Origin of the sequence: Streptomyces sp. NPDC014764 (genome assembly GCF_043082785.1) — a bacterium.
In the GTDB taxonomy this organism is placed as follows: Bacteria; Actinomycetota; Actinomycetes; order Streptomycetales; family Streptomycetaceae; genus Streptomyces; species Streptomyces althioticus.
In genome coordinates this window covers 34,003-47,720 of record NZ_JBIBXY010000005.1, presented here as the reverse complement: position 1 = coordinate 47,720, position 13,718 = coordinate 34,003, and the positions used below count along the sequence as shown (strand labels likewise).

The 13,718-nt window shown below is 71.8% G+C and carries 13 protein-coding genes; 9 read left to right on the top strand and 4 right to left on the bottom strand.

Annotated features, from left to right (window positions below; translation table 11 throughout):
• Nucleotides 1-172: 172 nt before the first annotated feature.
• Entirely contained in the window at nt 173-1,276 is a 1,104-nt protein-coding gene (locus tag ACF1AG_RS14435) for an FAD-dependent monooxygenase (protein WP_391809814.1), read from the bottom strand.
• 540 nt (nt 1,277-1,816) lie between these two features.
• Here ACF1AG_RS14435 and ACF1AG_RS14430 point away from each other — a divergent pair.
• Nucleotides 1,817-2,662, top strand: coding sequence for an MBL fold metallo-hydrolase (locus ACF1AG_RS14430; RefSeq protein ID WP_391809813.1), 846 nt, complete (start codon nt 1,817-1,819; stop codon nt 2,660-2,662).
• 431 nt (nt 2,663-3,093) lie between these two features.
• Here ACF1AG_RS14430 and ACF1AG_RS14425 read toward each other — a convergent pair whose 3' ends face one another.
• Together ACF1AG_RS14425 and ACF1AG_RS14420 are read right to left on the bottom strand one after the other, a co-directional pair.
• A complete protein-coding gene (locus tag ACF1AG_RS14425) occupies nt 3,094-4,152 on the bottom strand; it encodes a serine hydrolase domain-containing protein (RefSeq protein WP_359600144.1) in 1,059 nt (352 codons plus the stop codon).
• On the bottom strand, nt 4,149-4,985 hold the full coding sequence (locus ACF1AG_RS14420; protein WP_359600146.1) for an IclR family transcriptional regulator: 837 nt from the start codon (nt 4,983-4,985) through the stop codon (nt 4,149-4,151). The genes ACF1AG_RS14425 and ACF1AG_RS14420 overlap by 4 nt, the downstream gene beginning before the upstream one ends.
• A gap of 54 nt (nt 4,986-5,039) precedes the next feature.
• On the opposite strand from ACF1AG_RS14420, the gene ACF1AG_RS14415 reads away from it, so the two are divergent.
• From ACF1AG_RS14415 to ACF1AG_RS14395, 5 genes are read left to right on the top strand one after another with little or no spacing between them, the layout of a single operon-like run.
• Nucleotides 5,040-6,617 carry an ABC transporter substrate-binding protein gene (locus tag ACF1AG_RS14415; RefSeq protein ID WP_359600147.1) on the top strand — a complete coding sequence of 526 codons (1,578 nt, stop codon included), beginning with the start codon at nt 5,040-5,042 and terminating at the stop codon, nt 6,615-6,617.
• A complete protein-coding gene (locus ACF1AG_RS14410; protein ID WP_359600148.1) occupies nt 6,614-7,606 on the top strand; it encodes an ABC transporter permease in 993 nt (330 codons plus the stop codon). The genes ACF1AG_RS14415 and ACF1AG_RS14410 overlap by 4 nt, the downstream gene beginning before the upstream one ends.
• Entirely contained in the window at nt 7,603-8,523 is a 921-nt protein-coding gene (locus ACF1AG_RS14405) for an ABC transporter permease (RefSeq protein WP_359600149.1), read from the top strand. The genes ACF1AG_RS14410 and ACF1AG_RS14405 overlap by 4 nt, the downstream gene beginning before the upstream one ends.
• Nucleotides 8,520-9,365, top strand: coding sequence for an ABC transporter ATP-binding protein (locus tag ACF1AG_RS14400; RefSeq protein ID WP_359600151.1), 846 nt, complete (start codon nt 8,520-8,522; stop codon nt 9,363-9,365). The genes ACF1AG_RS14405 and ACF1AG_RS14400 overlap by 4 nt, the downstream gene beginning before the upstream one ends.
• Nucleotides 9,362-10,246 carry an ATP-binding cassette domain-containing protein gene (locus ACF1AG_RS14395; RefSeq protein WP_391809812.1) on the top strand — a complete coding sequence of 295 codons (885 nt, stop codon included), beginning with the start codon at nt 9,362-9,364 and terminating at the stop codon, nt 10,244-10,246. Before ACF1AG_RS14400 ends, ACF1AG_RS14395 begins: the two co-directional genes overlap by 4 nt.
• 29 nt (nt 10,247-10,275) lie before the next feature.
• Here ACF1AG_RS14395 and ACF1AG_RS14390 read toward each other — a convergent pair whose 3' ends face one another.
• A complete protein-coding gene (locus ACF1AG_RS14390; RefSeq protein WP_391809921.1) occupies nt 10,276-11,214 on the bottom strand; it encodes an ROK family protein in 939 nt (312 codons plus the stop codon).
• 62 nt (nt 11,215-11,276) lie between these two features.
• Between ACF1AG_RS14390 and ACF1AG_RS14385 the strand changes: the two genes are divergently transcribed.
• Genes ACF1AG_RS14385 through ACF1AG_RS14375 form a run of 3 tightly spaced genes read left to right on the top strand, consistent with a single transcriptional unit; the run spans nt 11,277 to nt 13,623 of the window.
• Nucleotides 11,277-12,068, top strand: a complete 792-nt coding sequence (locus ACF1AG_RS14385) for a creatininase family protein (RefSeq protein ID WP_391809811.1) — start codon at nt 11,277-11,279, stop codon at nt 12,066-12,068.
• Nucleotides 12,069-12,091: 23 nt separating this feature from the next.
• Nucleotides 12,092-13,219 carry a mandelate racemase/muconate lactonizing enzyme family protein gene (locus ACF1AG_RS14380; protein ID WP_150155470.1) on the top strand — a complete coding sequence of 376 codons (1,128 nt, stop codon included), beginning with the start codon at nt 12,092-12,094 and terminating at the stop codon, nt 13,217-13,219.
• Nucleotides 13,216-13,623, top strand: a complete 408-nt coding sequence (locus tag ACF1AG_RS14375; protein WP_391809810.1) for a RidA family protein — start codon at nt 13,216-13,218, stop codon at nt 13,621-13,623. The genes ACF1AG_RS14380 and ACF1AG_RS14375 overlap by 4 nt, the downstream gene beginning before the upstream one ends.
• The last annotated feature ends 95 nt before the right edge of the window (nt 13,624-13,718 follow it).

Below are 13,718 nucleotides of genomic sequence, written 5' to 3'. Positions count from 1 at the left end.
GGCACTGCGAGGCCCTCGCGTTGTCATTGTGTGGGCCCGGGCGCTGCGTGTCCACGTGATAGATGTCATAAGTAATCTATCGAGCCTGCCGGTCGGCAGGCCGGGGCGGACGCTGTGCTCCGAGCGGTGGCTGTTCCCGGTCGCCGACACGGTTCAGATAAGTGCGAGAAGGTCAGGGCTGGGTGTGCAGCGGAGCGTGGTTGGCCTTGAAGAGACGCTCACCTGCCCGGCGGAGGGTGAAGTTGCGCAGCGGCGTGGGCAGGTTGCGCGCCTTGTCGCGGCGGTGGTTCTGCGCCACCACCCAGGCGACCCGGCCGGCGCGCCGGGCCTGGAAGGAGGCGAGGGCTGCGGGGACATCAGGCGCGTCGGCCAGTGTGTCGGCGAGGACCAGAGCGTCCTCGAGTGCCATCGCGCCGCCCTGGGCCATGCTCGGGGAGAAGGTGTGAGCGGCATCGCCGACGAGAGCGGCACCGGGACGCGTCCACACCGTGTTCTCACTCTCCCGCAGTGCGGCGAAGTGCGCGTCCTCGCCCTGCTCGAGCAAGCGGGGGACCGGTCCGCCGAAGTCGGCGAAGTGTGTGCGCCAGTCGCCGGCCGGGGGCGTGGCGACGGGGCTGTTGATGTCGGCGTAGCAGTAGACGCGGCCGCCGCCGAGTTGCACCGTCAGGAAGGTCCGGCCCTTGCTGCCCAGGCGTGCCGTCCAGTCGGTGATTCCGGGTATGCCGGTGTCGTCGGCGATGAACCGCCAGCACAGCTGGCCGAGGAAGCGCGGAGCCGGACCACCGAAGAGGGAGCGCCGGACGGCGGAGTTGACGCCGTCCGCGCCCACCACCAGGTCGTACTTCCCTGTGGCGCCGTCCGTGAAGGTCACGGTGCCGTCGTCGGCCACGGAGGTCACCGCGGTGCCGTACCGGACGACATCGTTGTCAACTGCTCCGCGAAGCACCTCGTGGAGGTCGCTCCGGGTGATCGCCAGGCAGAGGCCGACCTCACCCCAGATGCTGCCCACCTCGAACTCGGCCAGCGGGCGCCCGCGATGGTCCTGGAGTCGCTGCCGGGTCACCGGCTCCGCGCGCTTGGCCACTTCGTCCTCCACGCCGATGCTGCGGAGGGTGCGCACGGCGTTCGCCGGCAGGTAGAGGCCGGCGCCGAGGGCCTGTCCGTCGTCGGCGCGCCGCTCGACCACCTCCACCGGAAGTCCGCGGTCCAGCAGAGACTTGGCCAGGGCCAGACCGGAGATTCCGGCTCCGACGATCAGCGTACGGGGGTTGTTCACAAGGTTTCCTTACCGGCACGGACGGTGTGCTGAGGACCTCGGGCCCGGCCTGGGAGGCGCGGACGCAGGGGCGGGAACAGATGTCGCGCGCGGACTCCTCCGTCGCAGCCCGCGCGTGGCCACTCACTTGATGGACTGACAAGGCACTCAGGGGGAGTTGGCCGGCGGAGTGCGCCCCGGTCCCTGTGCGGACCTTTCGCGGACGGCGGCCGATGCACCGCACTCGTTCCGTGGTTCACGCTCGCACGGCGCGCGGTTCCGGCGCTCGACCGTGAGAGGTCGCTGAGCCGTCCGGACACCCAAACCGCCCGGCTGCACTCCCGTCAGAGCCAATCATGCTCCTGACGTGCGAGGCAACAGATCACGGCCCATACGCACCGGACACATGCCCTCTTCTTACCTTCGAGATCGCCCCCTTGTTAGATGTGGGTTGTAATCTAAATGGGCCGTCGAAGCGCGCCGAGTGAGCGGACGGCGGAAACTTGTCCCGCGGAGTGGCGCGCGCATCGGTGATCACCTCCACCGACTTAGGAGAAACCCATGACAGACCTGAGGTACGACACACTGCTCGTCCGCCGGGAGGGAGTCGTCCGAGACCTTCCGCAGAGCGTCGAAGAAGGGCCTGATCTGCGCTGGGTGATGAACACGGCGACCTTGATCTTCGGCGAACGGGATGCCGTCCTCGTCGATACCTTCACGACGATCGAGCAGAACGACGAACTGATCGAGTGGATCAAGGGACACGGACGCACGCTGACGCACATCTACGTCACGCACGGCCACGGCGACCACTTCTACGGCATCGGGCAACTGCTCGACGCGTTCCCCGGGGCGCGGGCCGTGGCCACGGCCGGGACTGTCGCGGGTGCGCGCGTCCAGGCCGGGGACGACTACCGCGACGGGTTCTGGGGCCGCCTCTTCCCCGGGCAGATCCCCCGTCCGGTCGTTCCGGACGAGCTGGAAGGCGACTACATCCTTCTGGAAGGGCACGAGTTGAGGGTGGTCGAGGCGGGTCACACCGACACGAAGGGGAGCACCGTCCTGTGGGTCCCCGACGCCCGGCTCCTGGTCGGTGGCGACGTCGTCTACAACCACACCCACATGTACCTCGCCGAGACGGACGCGGCCTCACGTGTGGAGTGGGTCGCCGCACTGCGGGCCATCCAGGACCTCGGCGCCCAGCGTGTCGTCGCCGCCCACAAGCACCCCGACCGCGACGACGACCCGGTGATCGTGCAGCAGTCGATCGACTACCTCGCCGACGTCGAGGACGCCCTGGCGGCCACGTCGAGCGCCCTGGAGTTCTACGAGGCGATGCTCGCCCGTCACCCGCACCGCGCCAACCCCGGCTCCCTCTGGGGTGCGGCGAAGGTGTTCAGGCCGTAGCCGAACGCCCACCGGCGGGCCCGGTGTGCTGCCGTCCAGGCGCGCGGCAGCACACCCGGCTGGGACGACCTGCAGGAAAGCCGCGGAGCGTCGGTGTCTCCGAGATCGGGCTCATCCGCAGCCCGCCCGCCGTCTTCCGCGCGCCCGTCACCCGGCTCGCGCCGCTGCTCACCCGGAAGGCCGTGAGGGAAGCCCTGCCGACCCTGCGGGCCGCCACCGGCCCGGCGCTGCGGCCAGTAGTGCGCTCCCGGCGGTCGTCTCGCAGTCCGCGGCCACCCGAAGCTGGAATCCAGCGCGGCCTCCCACGACCGGGACGTCCAGCAGTCGCCTGTGGGCCGTCTCCGGGGAACTCGCCGGCGTGACGTTCCCGGTCCGGTGACGCGGGCGGGCGTGCTCGCCTCGTCGCCGGTCCCGTCACGGCCGCCGGCCTGTCAGGTGCCGTGACGGTCCTCGGCGGCGACCAAGGGCGTGCGGGCGGCGACGTCATGAAAGGCCCTGCGCAGGGCGGTGATGCCCTCACCCGTCCTGGTCGGGTGTACACGGTTGGTGAGGAGTACGGCGTAGCGTCGCGTGACCGGATCGACCCACAGGCTGGTGCCGGTGAAGCCCGTGTGGCCGTACGAGTCCGGGCCGAACACCTCTCCCGCGGGGGAGTCGACCGGGTCGCGTCCCTGCCAGGCCAGGGAGCGCCGCAGCGCCAGGCCGTCCGTGTGCGGGGCCGTCATCAGGGTGAGCGTCTCGGGGCGCAGCAGGTTCCGGCCGCCGGCGGCGAGGGCGGCGCCGAGGCGCTCCATGTCCGCGAGAGTGGAGAACAGCCCCGCGTGAGCGCCGACCCCGCCGAGCACCACCGCGTTCTCGTCGTGGACCTCGCCCACGACCAGGCGGCGGCGCCAGGGACAGTCCTCGGTGGCCACCGCCCGGGCCCGACGGCCGGCGTCCGGGCGGAAGACGGTGTCACGCATGCCGAGCGGGGCGCACACCAGCCGTTCCACGAGCTCGTCCAGCGGTTGGCCGGCAGCCGCCTCGGCGATGAGGCCGAGGACGATGAACCCCTGCGAGGAGTACTGGACACGGGTGCCGGGCTCCGCGGTCAGGGGCAGCAGACGCACCGCCTCCAGCAACGCGGCACGGGTGGGGTGGTCCCGGTACAGCGGCACCTGCCCAGGGATCCCCGAGGTGTGCATGAGGAGTTGACGTACGGTCAGTTCGGCCTTGTCGCCGCCCCGGTGGTCCGGAAGGTGCGTGCCCACGGTGTCGTCCAGCCCGAGGACGCCGCGCTCGACGAGGGCCATGACCGCGAGTCCGGCGATCGGCTTGGTCACCGAGGCGAGGTCCCACACGTCGTCGCCGTCCAGGGGCGGCCCGTCCCATCTGCGGGTGCCGGTCCAGCCCCGGTCCAGCGGGCCGTGCGCGTCCCCGACGGACCAGGCAGCGCCGGAGTAGATCCGCTCCTTCCGGCCCTCCGTGAGCAGTTCGGCCAGCGTGCTCATGCCGACTCACCTCCCCGCGCCGGGTCCACGACGCCGAGTGCGGGGGTGCGGGCGCCGAGCCCGGCGGAGACCGTGCGTGCGGCGGCCCGCACCATGGGCCCGAACACCTCCATGCTGCCGGGGTCGAGGGTGAAGGACAGTCCGGCGATGCCGATCGCGCCCACGGGCCGGCCCTCGGCGTCCAGCACGGGGGCGGCCACCGACCGCACGTCCGGCTCGTCGTACTCGTCGTCGACCGCGTACCCGCACAGGGCGGCCCGGGTCAGCTCCGCCCGCAGCGCGGCCGGGTCGGTGAGGGTGCTGTGGGTGCGCGCCTCCAGATCCCGTGCGTCCACGACCGCCGCGCTCTCCCCGTCCGGCATCGCGGAGAGCATGGCGAGTCCGACACCGCAGGCGTGCAGGGGCGACCGGTGACCGGGCCGGGTGCTCATCCGGTACTCGCGGGCCGGCTCCGACACTTCCAGGTACACGGCGTCGGTCGCGTGCCGTGCCGCGTAGAACGCAACATGACCGGTGCGCAGGCGCAGATCGGCCAGGACGGGCCTGGTGAGTTCCAGGACCCGGCTGTCGCTCAGGGCCGCCGCCGCCAGTCCCAGCAGCCGGGGGCCCGGACGGTAACTGCCGCCCTCGGCGGGCTCCGCGAAGCCGTACTCGGCCATCGTCCGCAGATGCCGGTGGACGGTGGGCTTCGTCAGACCGGTGCGGCGCGCGATCTCCCCCAACCGGTGGGGACCGCCGGGCTGGACGAGCGCTTCGAGCACCTCCATCGCCTTGTCGACGGGGCCCTTCACGAGTTCCTGGTCGACCGACCGGGTGTTGACCGCTTTCACCATGTCGCTTAGCTTAACCCAACCGCATTCCATCTGACGGAACGGAGGTGTTGTTCAATGGAACGAATTCTTCAGGGGCGCACGATGGACCGCAGCCGTCCCAGCCGACGCCACGTCCTGCGGACCGGTGGTCTGCTGCTCGGAGCCCTCAGTGCCCCGGCGCTCCTGAGCGCGTGCGGCACGACGGCCGCCGCGGACCGGGCCGGCAACGTCCTGCGGGTCTCCCAGCCGGGCGACCCCAAGACGCTGGACCCCCACAAGCAGGGCGACATGGTCTCGATGAACGTCCTGATCAACATGTTCGACACCCTCACCACCCGCGGCCCCGACAACCGGCTGCACCCGAGGCTCGCCCTCTCCTGGAAGGCCACCGACGCCCGGACCTGGCGCTTCGTCCTCCGCCCCGGGGTGACCTTCCACAACGGTGAGGTGTGCGACGCGCGGGCCGTGGCGTTCAGCATCGAACGCCTGCTCGACCCCGCGACCAAGTCACCGATCGTCGAACTGCGCTTCGTCGAGGGCGTCACCGTCGTCGACCGGCTCACCGTCGACCTTCACACCACCGTGCACGACCCCATCCTGCCCGCCAAACTCTCCCTGTTCGGGGGCGTCGTGGTGCCGCCCCGGCACCTCGCCGAGGTGGGCGACGCGGCCTTCGCCGACCACCCCGTCGGCACCGGCCCCTTCACCTTCACGAGCTGGCAGCGCGACCACGAACTGCGGATGCGCGCCCACCCCGGCCACTGGAACGGCCGCCCGGCCGTCGACGGCCTCGTCTTCAGCCCGGCCCCCAACGCCTCGTCCTCCCTGGCCGCGCTGCAGAGCGGCGGCGTCGACCTCGTGGCCGGACTCACCCCGGACGCCGCCCAGCAACTCGACGGCTACGAAGGCATCACCATCGACGGACACACGGGCATCCGCACCGCCTACCTGTCCCTGAACACCCTCGAACGCGGCCCCCTCCAAGACCGCCGGGTGCGCCAGGCACTCAATCACGCGATCGACGTCCCGCTGCTCATCAAGGCCGTGCTCGGCGGCAAGGCCACGGAGACCCCCGCACTCGTCCCACGCGGCTCCTTCGGCTTCGACCCCACCGTCAAGCCCTTCACCCGCTCGGTGGACACCGCGCGCAGGCTCCTCGCCGAAGCCGGCCACCCCCACGGCTTCTCCACCACGCTCACCGCCTCCAATGTGGACGCCAACGTCGCCGAGGCCCTGTCCGGACTGCTCGCCAGGGCCGGAGTGGACGCCCGCGTCAACCTGCTCGACCCCGGTACCTACTCCGCGCGGCTCACCTCCGACAACCGGGGAGCGCTCGGCCCCGTCTACCTCGCGGCCAGCACCGTGTGGACGATGGACGGCGCGTCCATCGTCCAGTCCAACGTGCGCAGCGACCGGCGGCAGAGCCGCTGGCACTCGGCGGAGGCCGACCGCCTCATCGACGCCGAGGAGCTCTCCGAGGACCCGGAGCGGCGGAAAGCGGCCTTCTCGGACCTGCAACGGCTCATGCGCAGGGAAGCACCCTTCGTCTTCCTCTACCAGACCGACAACATCTTCGCCCGGAACGACCGGCCCCGTTGGACCCCGGGAGCCGCCGGCGTCCTCGCCATGGAAAGCGCGGAGGTGACCCGGTGAGCACCCTCACCCTCGACACACCACCCACCCCGGCGGCCGGCGCCGTGCGCCGCCCGGACCGCGCAGGAATGCTGCGGGCGGTGCTCAAACGCCTGGCCACCGCCCTGTTCGTGCTGCTGTGCACGGCGACCGTCGCGTTCTTCCTCGTCCGCCTGTCAGGCGACCCCGTGAAGATCCTGCTGCCACCCGACGCCACGGCCGAACAGGAACAGGTGCTGCGCCACTCCCTGGGCCTGGACCAGTCCCTGCTCACCCAGTACCTCGACTACCTATGGGGACTGCTGCACCTCGACTTCGGTGACTCCCTCGTGTACGGGCAGCCGGTGAGCGAGATACTCGCCGACCGGCTGCCGGCCACCGTCGAACTGGCCGCCGCCGCCCTCGCGTTGACCCTCGTCGTCGCCGTCCCGGCGGGCATCCTCGCCGCCATGCGCCGCGGCCGGGGGACCGACCACACCGTGATGACCGGCGTCCTGCTCGGCCAGTCAACCCCGCCGTTCTGGGTGGGCATCCTGCTCATCCTGGTCTTCGCCGTCTGGCTGCGCGCCCTGCCCGCCTCCGGATACGGCACGTTCGCCCACCTGATCCTCCCCGCCGTCACCCTCGCCGTGTACTCCGTCGCCGTCGTGGCCCGCCTGCTGCGGTCCTCGCTGATCGACGTCCTGTCCTCCGACCACATCCGCAGCGCCCGCGCCAAGGGGTTCGGGCCGCTGCAGGTGGTGCTCAGGCACGGAGTGCGCAACGCCTCACTGCCGGTGGTGACCGTCGTCGGCCTGGAGGTCGGCAACCTGCTCGGCGGAGCCATCCTCACCGAACGGGTCTTCTCCTGGCCCGGAGTCGGCCAGCTGACCGTCGAGGCGATCTCCAACCGAGACTTCCCGCTCGTCCAGGCCACCGTCCTGTTCTTCGCCGCCACCTTCGTCGTGGTGAACCTGCTCGTCGACCTCTCCTACAGCTTCCTCGACCCGAGGGTGAGGACGTCACGATGACCGTCATGACCCCCGCCGCGCCCGACCGGGCCACGGCGAAGACACCGTCCGGCCGGTCCGGCTCCCGGGCCGTCGCCCTGCGGGCACTGCTGCGCGACAAACGGGCCGTGGTGGCCCTCGCCGTACTGCTCCTGCTGATCGTCGCCGCCCTGTTCGCCCCCCTGATCGCCCCCTACGACCCCAGCACGCAGAACCTCCTGCTGCGCCTGCGGCCCCCCGCCTGGCAGGACGGAGGCAGCAGCGCCCACCTCCTGGGCACCGACCAACTCGGCCGCGACATGCTCTCGCGCGTCGTCCACGGCACCCGTGTCTCCCTGCTCGTCGGTGCCGGAGCGGCCTTGCTCGCCGGCGTCGTGGGCACGGCCGTGGGCCTCGCCTCCGGCTACTTCGGCGGCTGGGCCGACCGCACCCTCATGCGGCTCGCCGACGTCCAGCTCGCCTTCCCCTCGCTCCTGCTGGCGCTCGCCGTCGTCGGCTTCCTCGGCTCGGGACTGTGGATGGTGATCCTGGTCCTCGGCTTCACCGGCTGGGTCTCCTACGCCCGTGTCGTGCGCTCCGAGGTGATGTCGCTGCGCACCCGCGACTTCGTCACCGAGGCCCGCGCGATCGGCGTCACCGACTTCACCATCATGCGGCGTCACCTGCTGCCCAACGTCATGGCGCCGCTGGCCACCATCGGCACCCTGCACGTCGCCGCCGCCATCGTCGCCGAGGCCTCCCTCAGCTACCTCGGCCTGGGCGTCCCCAAGGAGACGGTCACCTGGGGCGGCATGCTCGCCGACGGCCAGCTCTACCTCGGCACCTCCTGGTGGGTCGCCGTGTTCCCCGGCATCGCGCTGATGCTGACCTCCCTCGCCATCAACATCACCGGCGACGCCCTGCGGGACGTCGCGGACCCGAAGGCCTACCGCCGATGACCAACGACCGCACCACGACCGACCCGTCCCGGCGTCCGGCGGAGGAACAGCCGCTGCTGGAGATCGACGGCCTCAGCGTCGACTTCCGGCTGGAAACGTCCGTCGTCCACGCCGTCCAGGACGTATCCCTGCACGTCCACGCCGGCGAGACCCTCGCCGTCGTGGGGGAGTCCGGCAGTGGCAAGAGCGCCACCGCGCTGTCCGTCCTGCGCCTCAACCCGAGCCCGCCGTGCGTCTACCCGAGCGGCGAGATCCGCTTCGACGGACGGGACCTGCTGAGACTCTCCGAGAAGGAACTCGGCAAGGTCCGCGGCCGCGACATCGCCATGGTCTTCCAGGACCCGATGACCTGCCTGGACCCGCTCCAGCGGGTCGGCGCCCAGGTGGCCGAGGTCCTCCGGCACCACACCGGCGTCTCCCGCGCCGAGGCCAGGCAGGCCGCGCTGGCGGCACTCGACGAGGTCGGCATCCCCGACCCGGCCCTGCGCTACCGTCAGTACCCGCACGAACTCTCCGGCGGACTGCGCCAGCGCGTGATGATCGCGACGGCGCTGGTGGCCCGCCCCCGCGTCCTCATCGCCGACGAGCCCACCACCGCGCTGGACGTCACCGTGCAGCGTCAGATCCTCGACCTCCTCGTCACCCTCCAGCACAAGCACGACATGGCCGTCGTCCTGATCACCCACGATCTCGCGGTCGTCGCCGAGACCGCCGACCGCGTCGTGGTCATGAACCAGGGCAAGGTCGTCGAGACGGGCGACGTCCTCGACGTCTTCGACCGTCCGGCCGACCCGTACACCCGCGGACTTCTGGCGGCCACCCCACGACTGGAGGCGGCATGAGCACCGACACGGCCGACACCACCGCGCCCGCATCCACGGCCGGGCGACCACTCCTCGAACTGCGAGGCCTGCGCAAGGAGTTCGGCGGCAGGCGCACCAACGTCGCCGTCGACGACGTGTCGCTCGACGTGCACGAGGGCGAGACCCTGGCCCTGGTCGGTGAGTCCGGCTGCGGCAAGACCACCCTCACCCGGCTGCTCCTCGGTCTCCTCGAACCCACCGCCGGGAGCGTGCGCTTCGGCGGGCAGGACCTCGCCGCTCTCACCGCGGCCGAACTGCGCGGCACACGGCGGCAGATGCAGGTCGTCCTCCAGGACCCCTACTCGAGCATGAACCCGCGCATGCGCATCACCGACATCGTCGCCGAACCGCTGGTCACCCACGACCCCGAGGCACGTGGCCGGCGCGCCCGCGCCCGCACCAGGCAGCGGGTCGGAGAACTGCTCGAAGCCGTCGGCCTCGATGCCGGCATCCAGGACCGTTACCCGCACGAGTTCTCCGGCGGCCAGCGCCAGCGCATCTCGATCGCACGGGCCCTGGCACTGCACCCCCGGATGCTCGTCCTGGACGAGCCGACCAGCGCGCTGGACGTCTCCGTGCAGGCGACCGTCCTCGACCTCCTGGCGGACCTGCAGCGGCAGCTGGGCCTCACCTACGTCTTCGTCTCGCACAACCTCGCCGTGGTGGCGCAGGTGGCCGACCGGGTCGCGGTGATGAGCCGCGGACGTCTGGTCGAGGTGGGCGGGACGGCGGCGGTACTGCGCACTCCGCAGCACCCCTACACCCGGCAGCTGCTCGACGCCGTACCGGTCCTCGACCCGCGCCGGGGCCGCCGCGCCGCGGCCCGCGCGTCCTCCCCGACGGGCGAAGCCAGCCGATGACCTGCCACCCGCCCCCCGCACGACAGCCGCTAGAGGTGCGACAGCACCAGACCCGCCCCGCCCAGAAGGGCCACGTCGTCGACCGCGGCGGCACCGACCAGCACCCGGGGCAGCTCGGCACCCGCGAAGGCGACCGCGTCCCGCAGCCGCTCCTCCACCACGGTACGGAAGCGCTCACCGCCCTCACGCGCCTCACCGTGCAGGATGAACAGGCCCGGCGCGAACAGCTGCTGCACGTTCACCAGCCCCAGCGCCAGGTTGTGCGCGTACTCCTCCACCACCTGTCCGGCGCGCGCGTCATCCCGGCGCACCAGCGCGCCCAGCGACGTCTCCTCCCCGAGCCCCGCGGCACGCGCCCTGGCCCGCAGCCATCCGGTCGTGGCCAGGGTCTTCCAGCAGCCCCGGTTCCCGCACGTGCACCGCTCGCCGCTGGCCGACACGGTCATGTGCGCGCCGCTGCGCCCTCCGGGCGGAGCCAGCACCTCGCCTTCGTAGAGGACGCCCACCCCGAGCACCTCGCCGGTCGACACCGAGGCGAACGTGCGCCGCCCGCGGCCCGCGCCGAACCAGCGGTCGCCGAGCACCTGCAGCCGCGCCCGGTGTTCCACCCGCACCCCGGCCCCGGTGAGGGCGGCGAGGCGCTCCGTCACCGGGTAGCCGTGCAGCGCCGGCACGTCGTTGACCTCCAGGATCAACCCCGTGAGGGGGTCCACCAGCCCCGCGGCGGCCACACCGACCCCCTGCACCTCGTGGCCGGCGAAGACACCGGCCACCTGGGCCAGCGCCCTGTCGATGTCCGCGGGCGTCGCGCAGGCCGCGTCGTAGCGCGACTCGGTGCGGTCGAGCACCTGCCCCGCCATGGACAGCACGGCCGCCCCGATCCGGCCGGGCACCAGTTCGACGGCACCGAGGCGCCGCGGCGCCTGGGGAGTGGGGGGTCGCTGCGCGGCCTCGGGGACCAGCCGCAACGGAGAACGTTCGTGGACCATGCGCCGACTGTGCCATGGCCGTGTTTCGGAGAGGTAGCACTGTGAGCCAATCGAAACTGAGTGAACTCACCTGGCAGGAGGTCCGACGGGCCGGCGAGAAGGGCCTGGCCCTGCTGCCCGTCGGCTCGCAGGAGCAGCACGCCGGGCACCTGCCCATGGGGACCGACACCCTCCTGGTCGAGAAGGTCGTGGACCGGGCGCTGGACATCCTCGACCAGGAGGCCTCCGTGTCCTCCGCACCCTCGGCGGCCCTTGTTGAGGACATCGTGCGGCTGCCCGCGCTGCCCTTCGGACACAGCCCGCACCACCTGTTCGCGGCGGCCGTCTCGCTCTCCGCGTCGACCCTGGGCGCCGTGTTCGACGACATCCTCGACTCGCTCGTGACCAGCGGCTACCACCGGATCATGGTGGTCAACGGGCACGGCGGCAACGACGAGATCATGCGGCTCGCCGTGAAGCGGTTCGCGCTGCGTGCCCAGGTCACGGTCGCGGCCTGCTCGTACTGGACCGTCACGGCCGGTGACGACGAGGCCGAACGGCCGGACGTCACCCCGGGGCACGCCGGATGGTTCGAGACGTCCCTCATGCTCGCGGCCCACCCCGCCTTGGTGCGCACCCCCGTGCCCGCACGGGCCCCCGTCGAACCGCCCCCGCTGTTCGACCACCCGCCCCACCCCGGCCTGGCCGTCGAGCGGCACGGCGAATGGGAACGCGTCGCCGGCTCCACCGACGACGCCTCCGGCGCCGACGCCGACCGCGGCCACCGGCTGCTGCACGAACGGGCGCTGGGACTGGCCCGGGCGATCCGCGCCTTCGACGCGGCGAGCCGATGACCCCCCTGATACGAGGAGAAGCAATGAAGATCACCGACGTCGACGTGTGGGTCGTCAACCTCCCACTCGTCAATCCCTTCACGAGTTCCTTCGAGACCAAGACCGGCGAGACCCGCACCGTCGTCCGCGTGCGCACCGACGCGGGCGTCGAGGGCTGGGGCGAGACGATGTGGGGCGCGCCCGTCGCCGCCGTCGTCCGGCAGATGATCCCCGACCTGATCGGGACCAGCCCGTTCGCGCTGGAGGGCTTCCACCGCAAGCAGCACATGGTGCCCTTCTTCTACGGCTACCTCGGCTACGCTGCGATCGCCGCCGTCGACGTCGCCTGCTGGGACGCCATGGGCAAGGCCACCGGCCAGTCCGTCACCGACCTGCTGGGCGGCGCCGTTCGCGACGAGGTGCCGATCACCGCGCTGATCACCCGCGCAGACGCCCCAGGCGCGGCACCCGCCGACCTGCCGCGGGCCATGGCGGAGCACGCCGCACGCGTCGTCGCCGAGGGCGGATTCGAGGCGGTCAAGCTCAAGGGCACCAAGGACTGCGCGGGCGACGTCGCGATCCTGCGCGCCGTCCGCGAGGCGCTGCCCGACGTGAACCTGCGCGTCGACCCGAACGCGGCCTGGTCCGTCCCCGACTCCGTCCGCGCCGGCATCGCACTGGAGGAACTGGACCTCGAGTACCTGGAGGACCCCTGCGCCGGCATCGAGGGCATGGCACAGGTGAAGGCCAAGATACGCATCCCGCTGTGCACCAACATGTGCGTCGTCCGCTTCGAGGAGTTCGCCCCCGCCATGCGGCTGAACGCGGTCGACGTCATCCACGGCGACGTCTACAAGTGGGGCGGCATCGCCGCCACCAAGGCCCTCGCCGCGCACTGCGAGACCTTCGGCCTGGGCATGAACCTTCACAGCGGCGGCGAACTGGGCATCGCCACGGCCGCCCACCTGGCCGTCGTGTCGAGCACGCCCGTCCTCTCGCGGGCCATCGACAGCATGTACTACCTGCACGCCGACGACATCACCGAACCCCTGCACCTCGAGAACGGCCGGCTGCGGGTGCCGTCGGGACCGGGCCTGGGCGTCAGCGTCGACGAGGACAAGCTCCGCCACTACGCGGGCGTCAACGAGCGGGACGGAGACCTCACCGGATGAGCGAGCCGACCGGCAGGCGAGCCGTGGCCACGCCCGCCGCTCCCAGTCCCGCGGGCGCCTACTCCCAGGGCGTGGTGGCCGGCGGTTTCCTGTTCACGGCCGGATTCGGCCCCCAGGACCCCGCCACCGGCGCCGTACCGGAGGGCGTGGGCGCGCAGACCGCGCAGGTGCTGCGCAACATCGGCGCGGTCCTCGCCACCCAAGGCCTGTCACTGCGGGACGTCGTGAAAGTCACGGCGCACCTGCAGCACCTCAGGAGGGACTTCGCCGCGTACGACACGGCCTACCGTGAGTTCTTCGAGGAACCCTGTCCGGTGCGCACCACGGTCGGGTCCGACCTGATGGACATCCTCGTGGAGATCGACGTGGTGGCCCGGATACCCGACCGGGAACCGCCCGGGTGAGGCCCCGGCCCGCCGGGTGACGCCCGGTGCCCGCCGGTCCGGCGGGACCGGCGGGACCGGCGGGACCGGCCGGAATCCGCCGCCGTACGCTGAAC

Coding starts and splice junctions, on each gene's coding strand:
- ACF1AG_RS14375 (WP_391809810.1), top strand. CDS start 13,216: ATGAGCGAGCCGACCGGCAGGCGAGCCGTGGCCACGCCCGCCGCTCCC.
- ACF1AG_RS14430 (WP_391809813.1), top strand. CDS start 1,817: ATGACAGACCTGAGGTACGACACACTGCTCGTCCGCCGGGAGGGAGTC.
- ACF1AG_RS14380 (WP_150155470.1), top strand. CDS start 12,092: ATGAAGATCACCGACGTCGACGTGTGGGTCGTCAACCTCCCACTCGTC.
- ACF1AG_RS14420 (WP_359600146.1), bottom strand. CDS start 4,985: ATGGTGAAAGCGGTCAACACCCGGTCGGTCGACCAGGAACTCGTGAAG.
- ACF1AG_RS14405 (WP_359600149.1), top strand. CDS start 7,603: ATGACCGTCATGACCCCCGCCGCGCCCGACCGGGCCACGGCGAAGACA.
- ACF1AG_RS14425 (WP_359600144.1), bottom strand. CDS start 4,152: ATGAGCACGCTGGCCGAACTGCTCACGGAGGGCCGGAAGGAGCGGATC.
- ACF1AG_RS14400 (WP_359600151.1), top strand. CDS start 8,520: ATGACCAACGACCGCACCACGACCGACCCGTCCCGGCGTCCGGCGGAG.
- ACF1AG_RS14415 (WP_359600147.1), top strand. CDS start 5,040: ATGGAACGAATTCTTCAGGGGCGCACGATGGACCGCAGCCGTCCCAGC.
- ACF1AG_RS14395 (WP_391809812.1), top strand. CDS start 9,362: ATGAGCACCGACACGGCCGACACCACCGCGCCCGCATCCACGGCCGGG.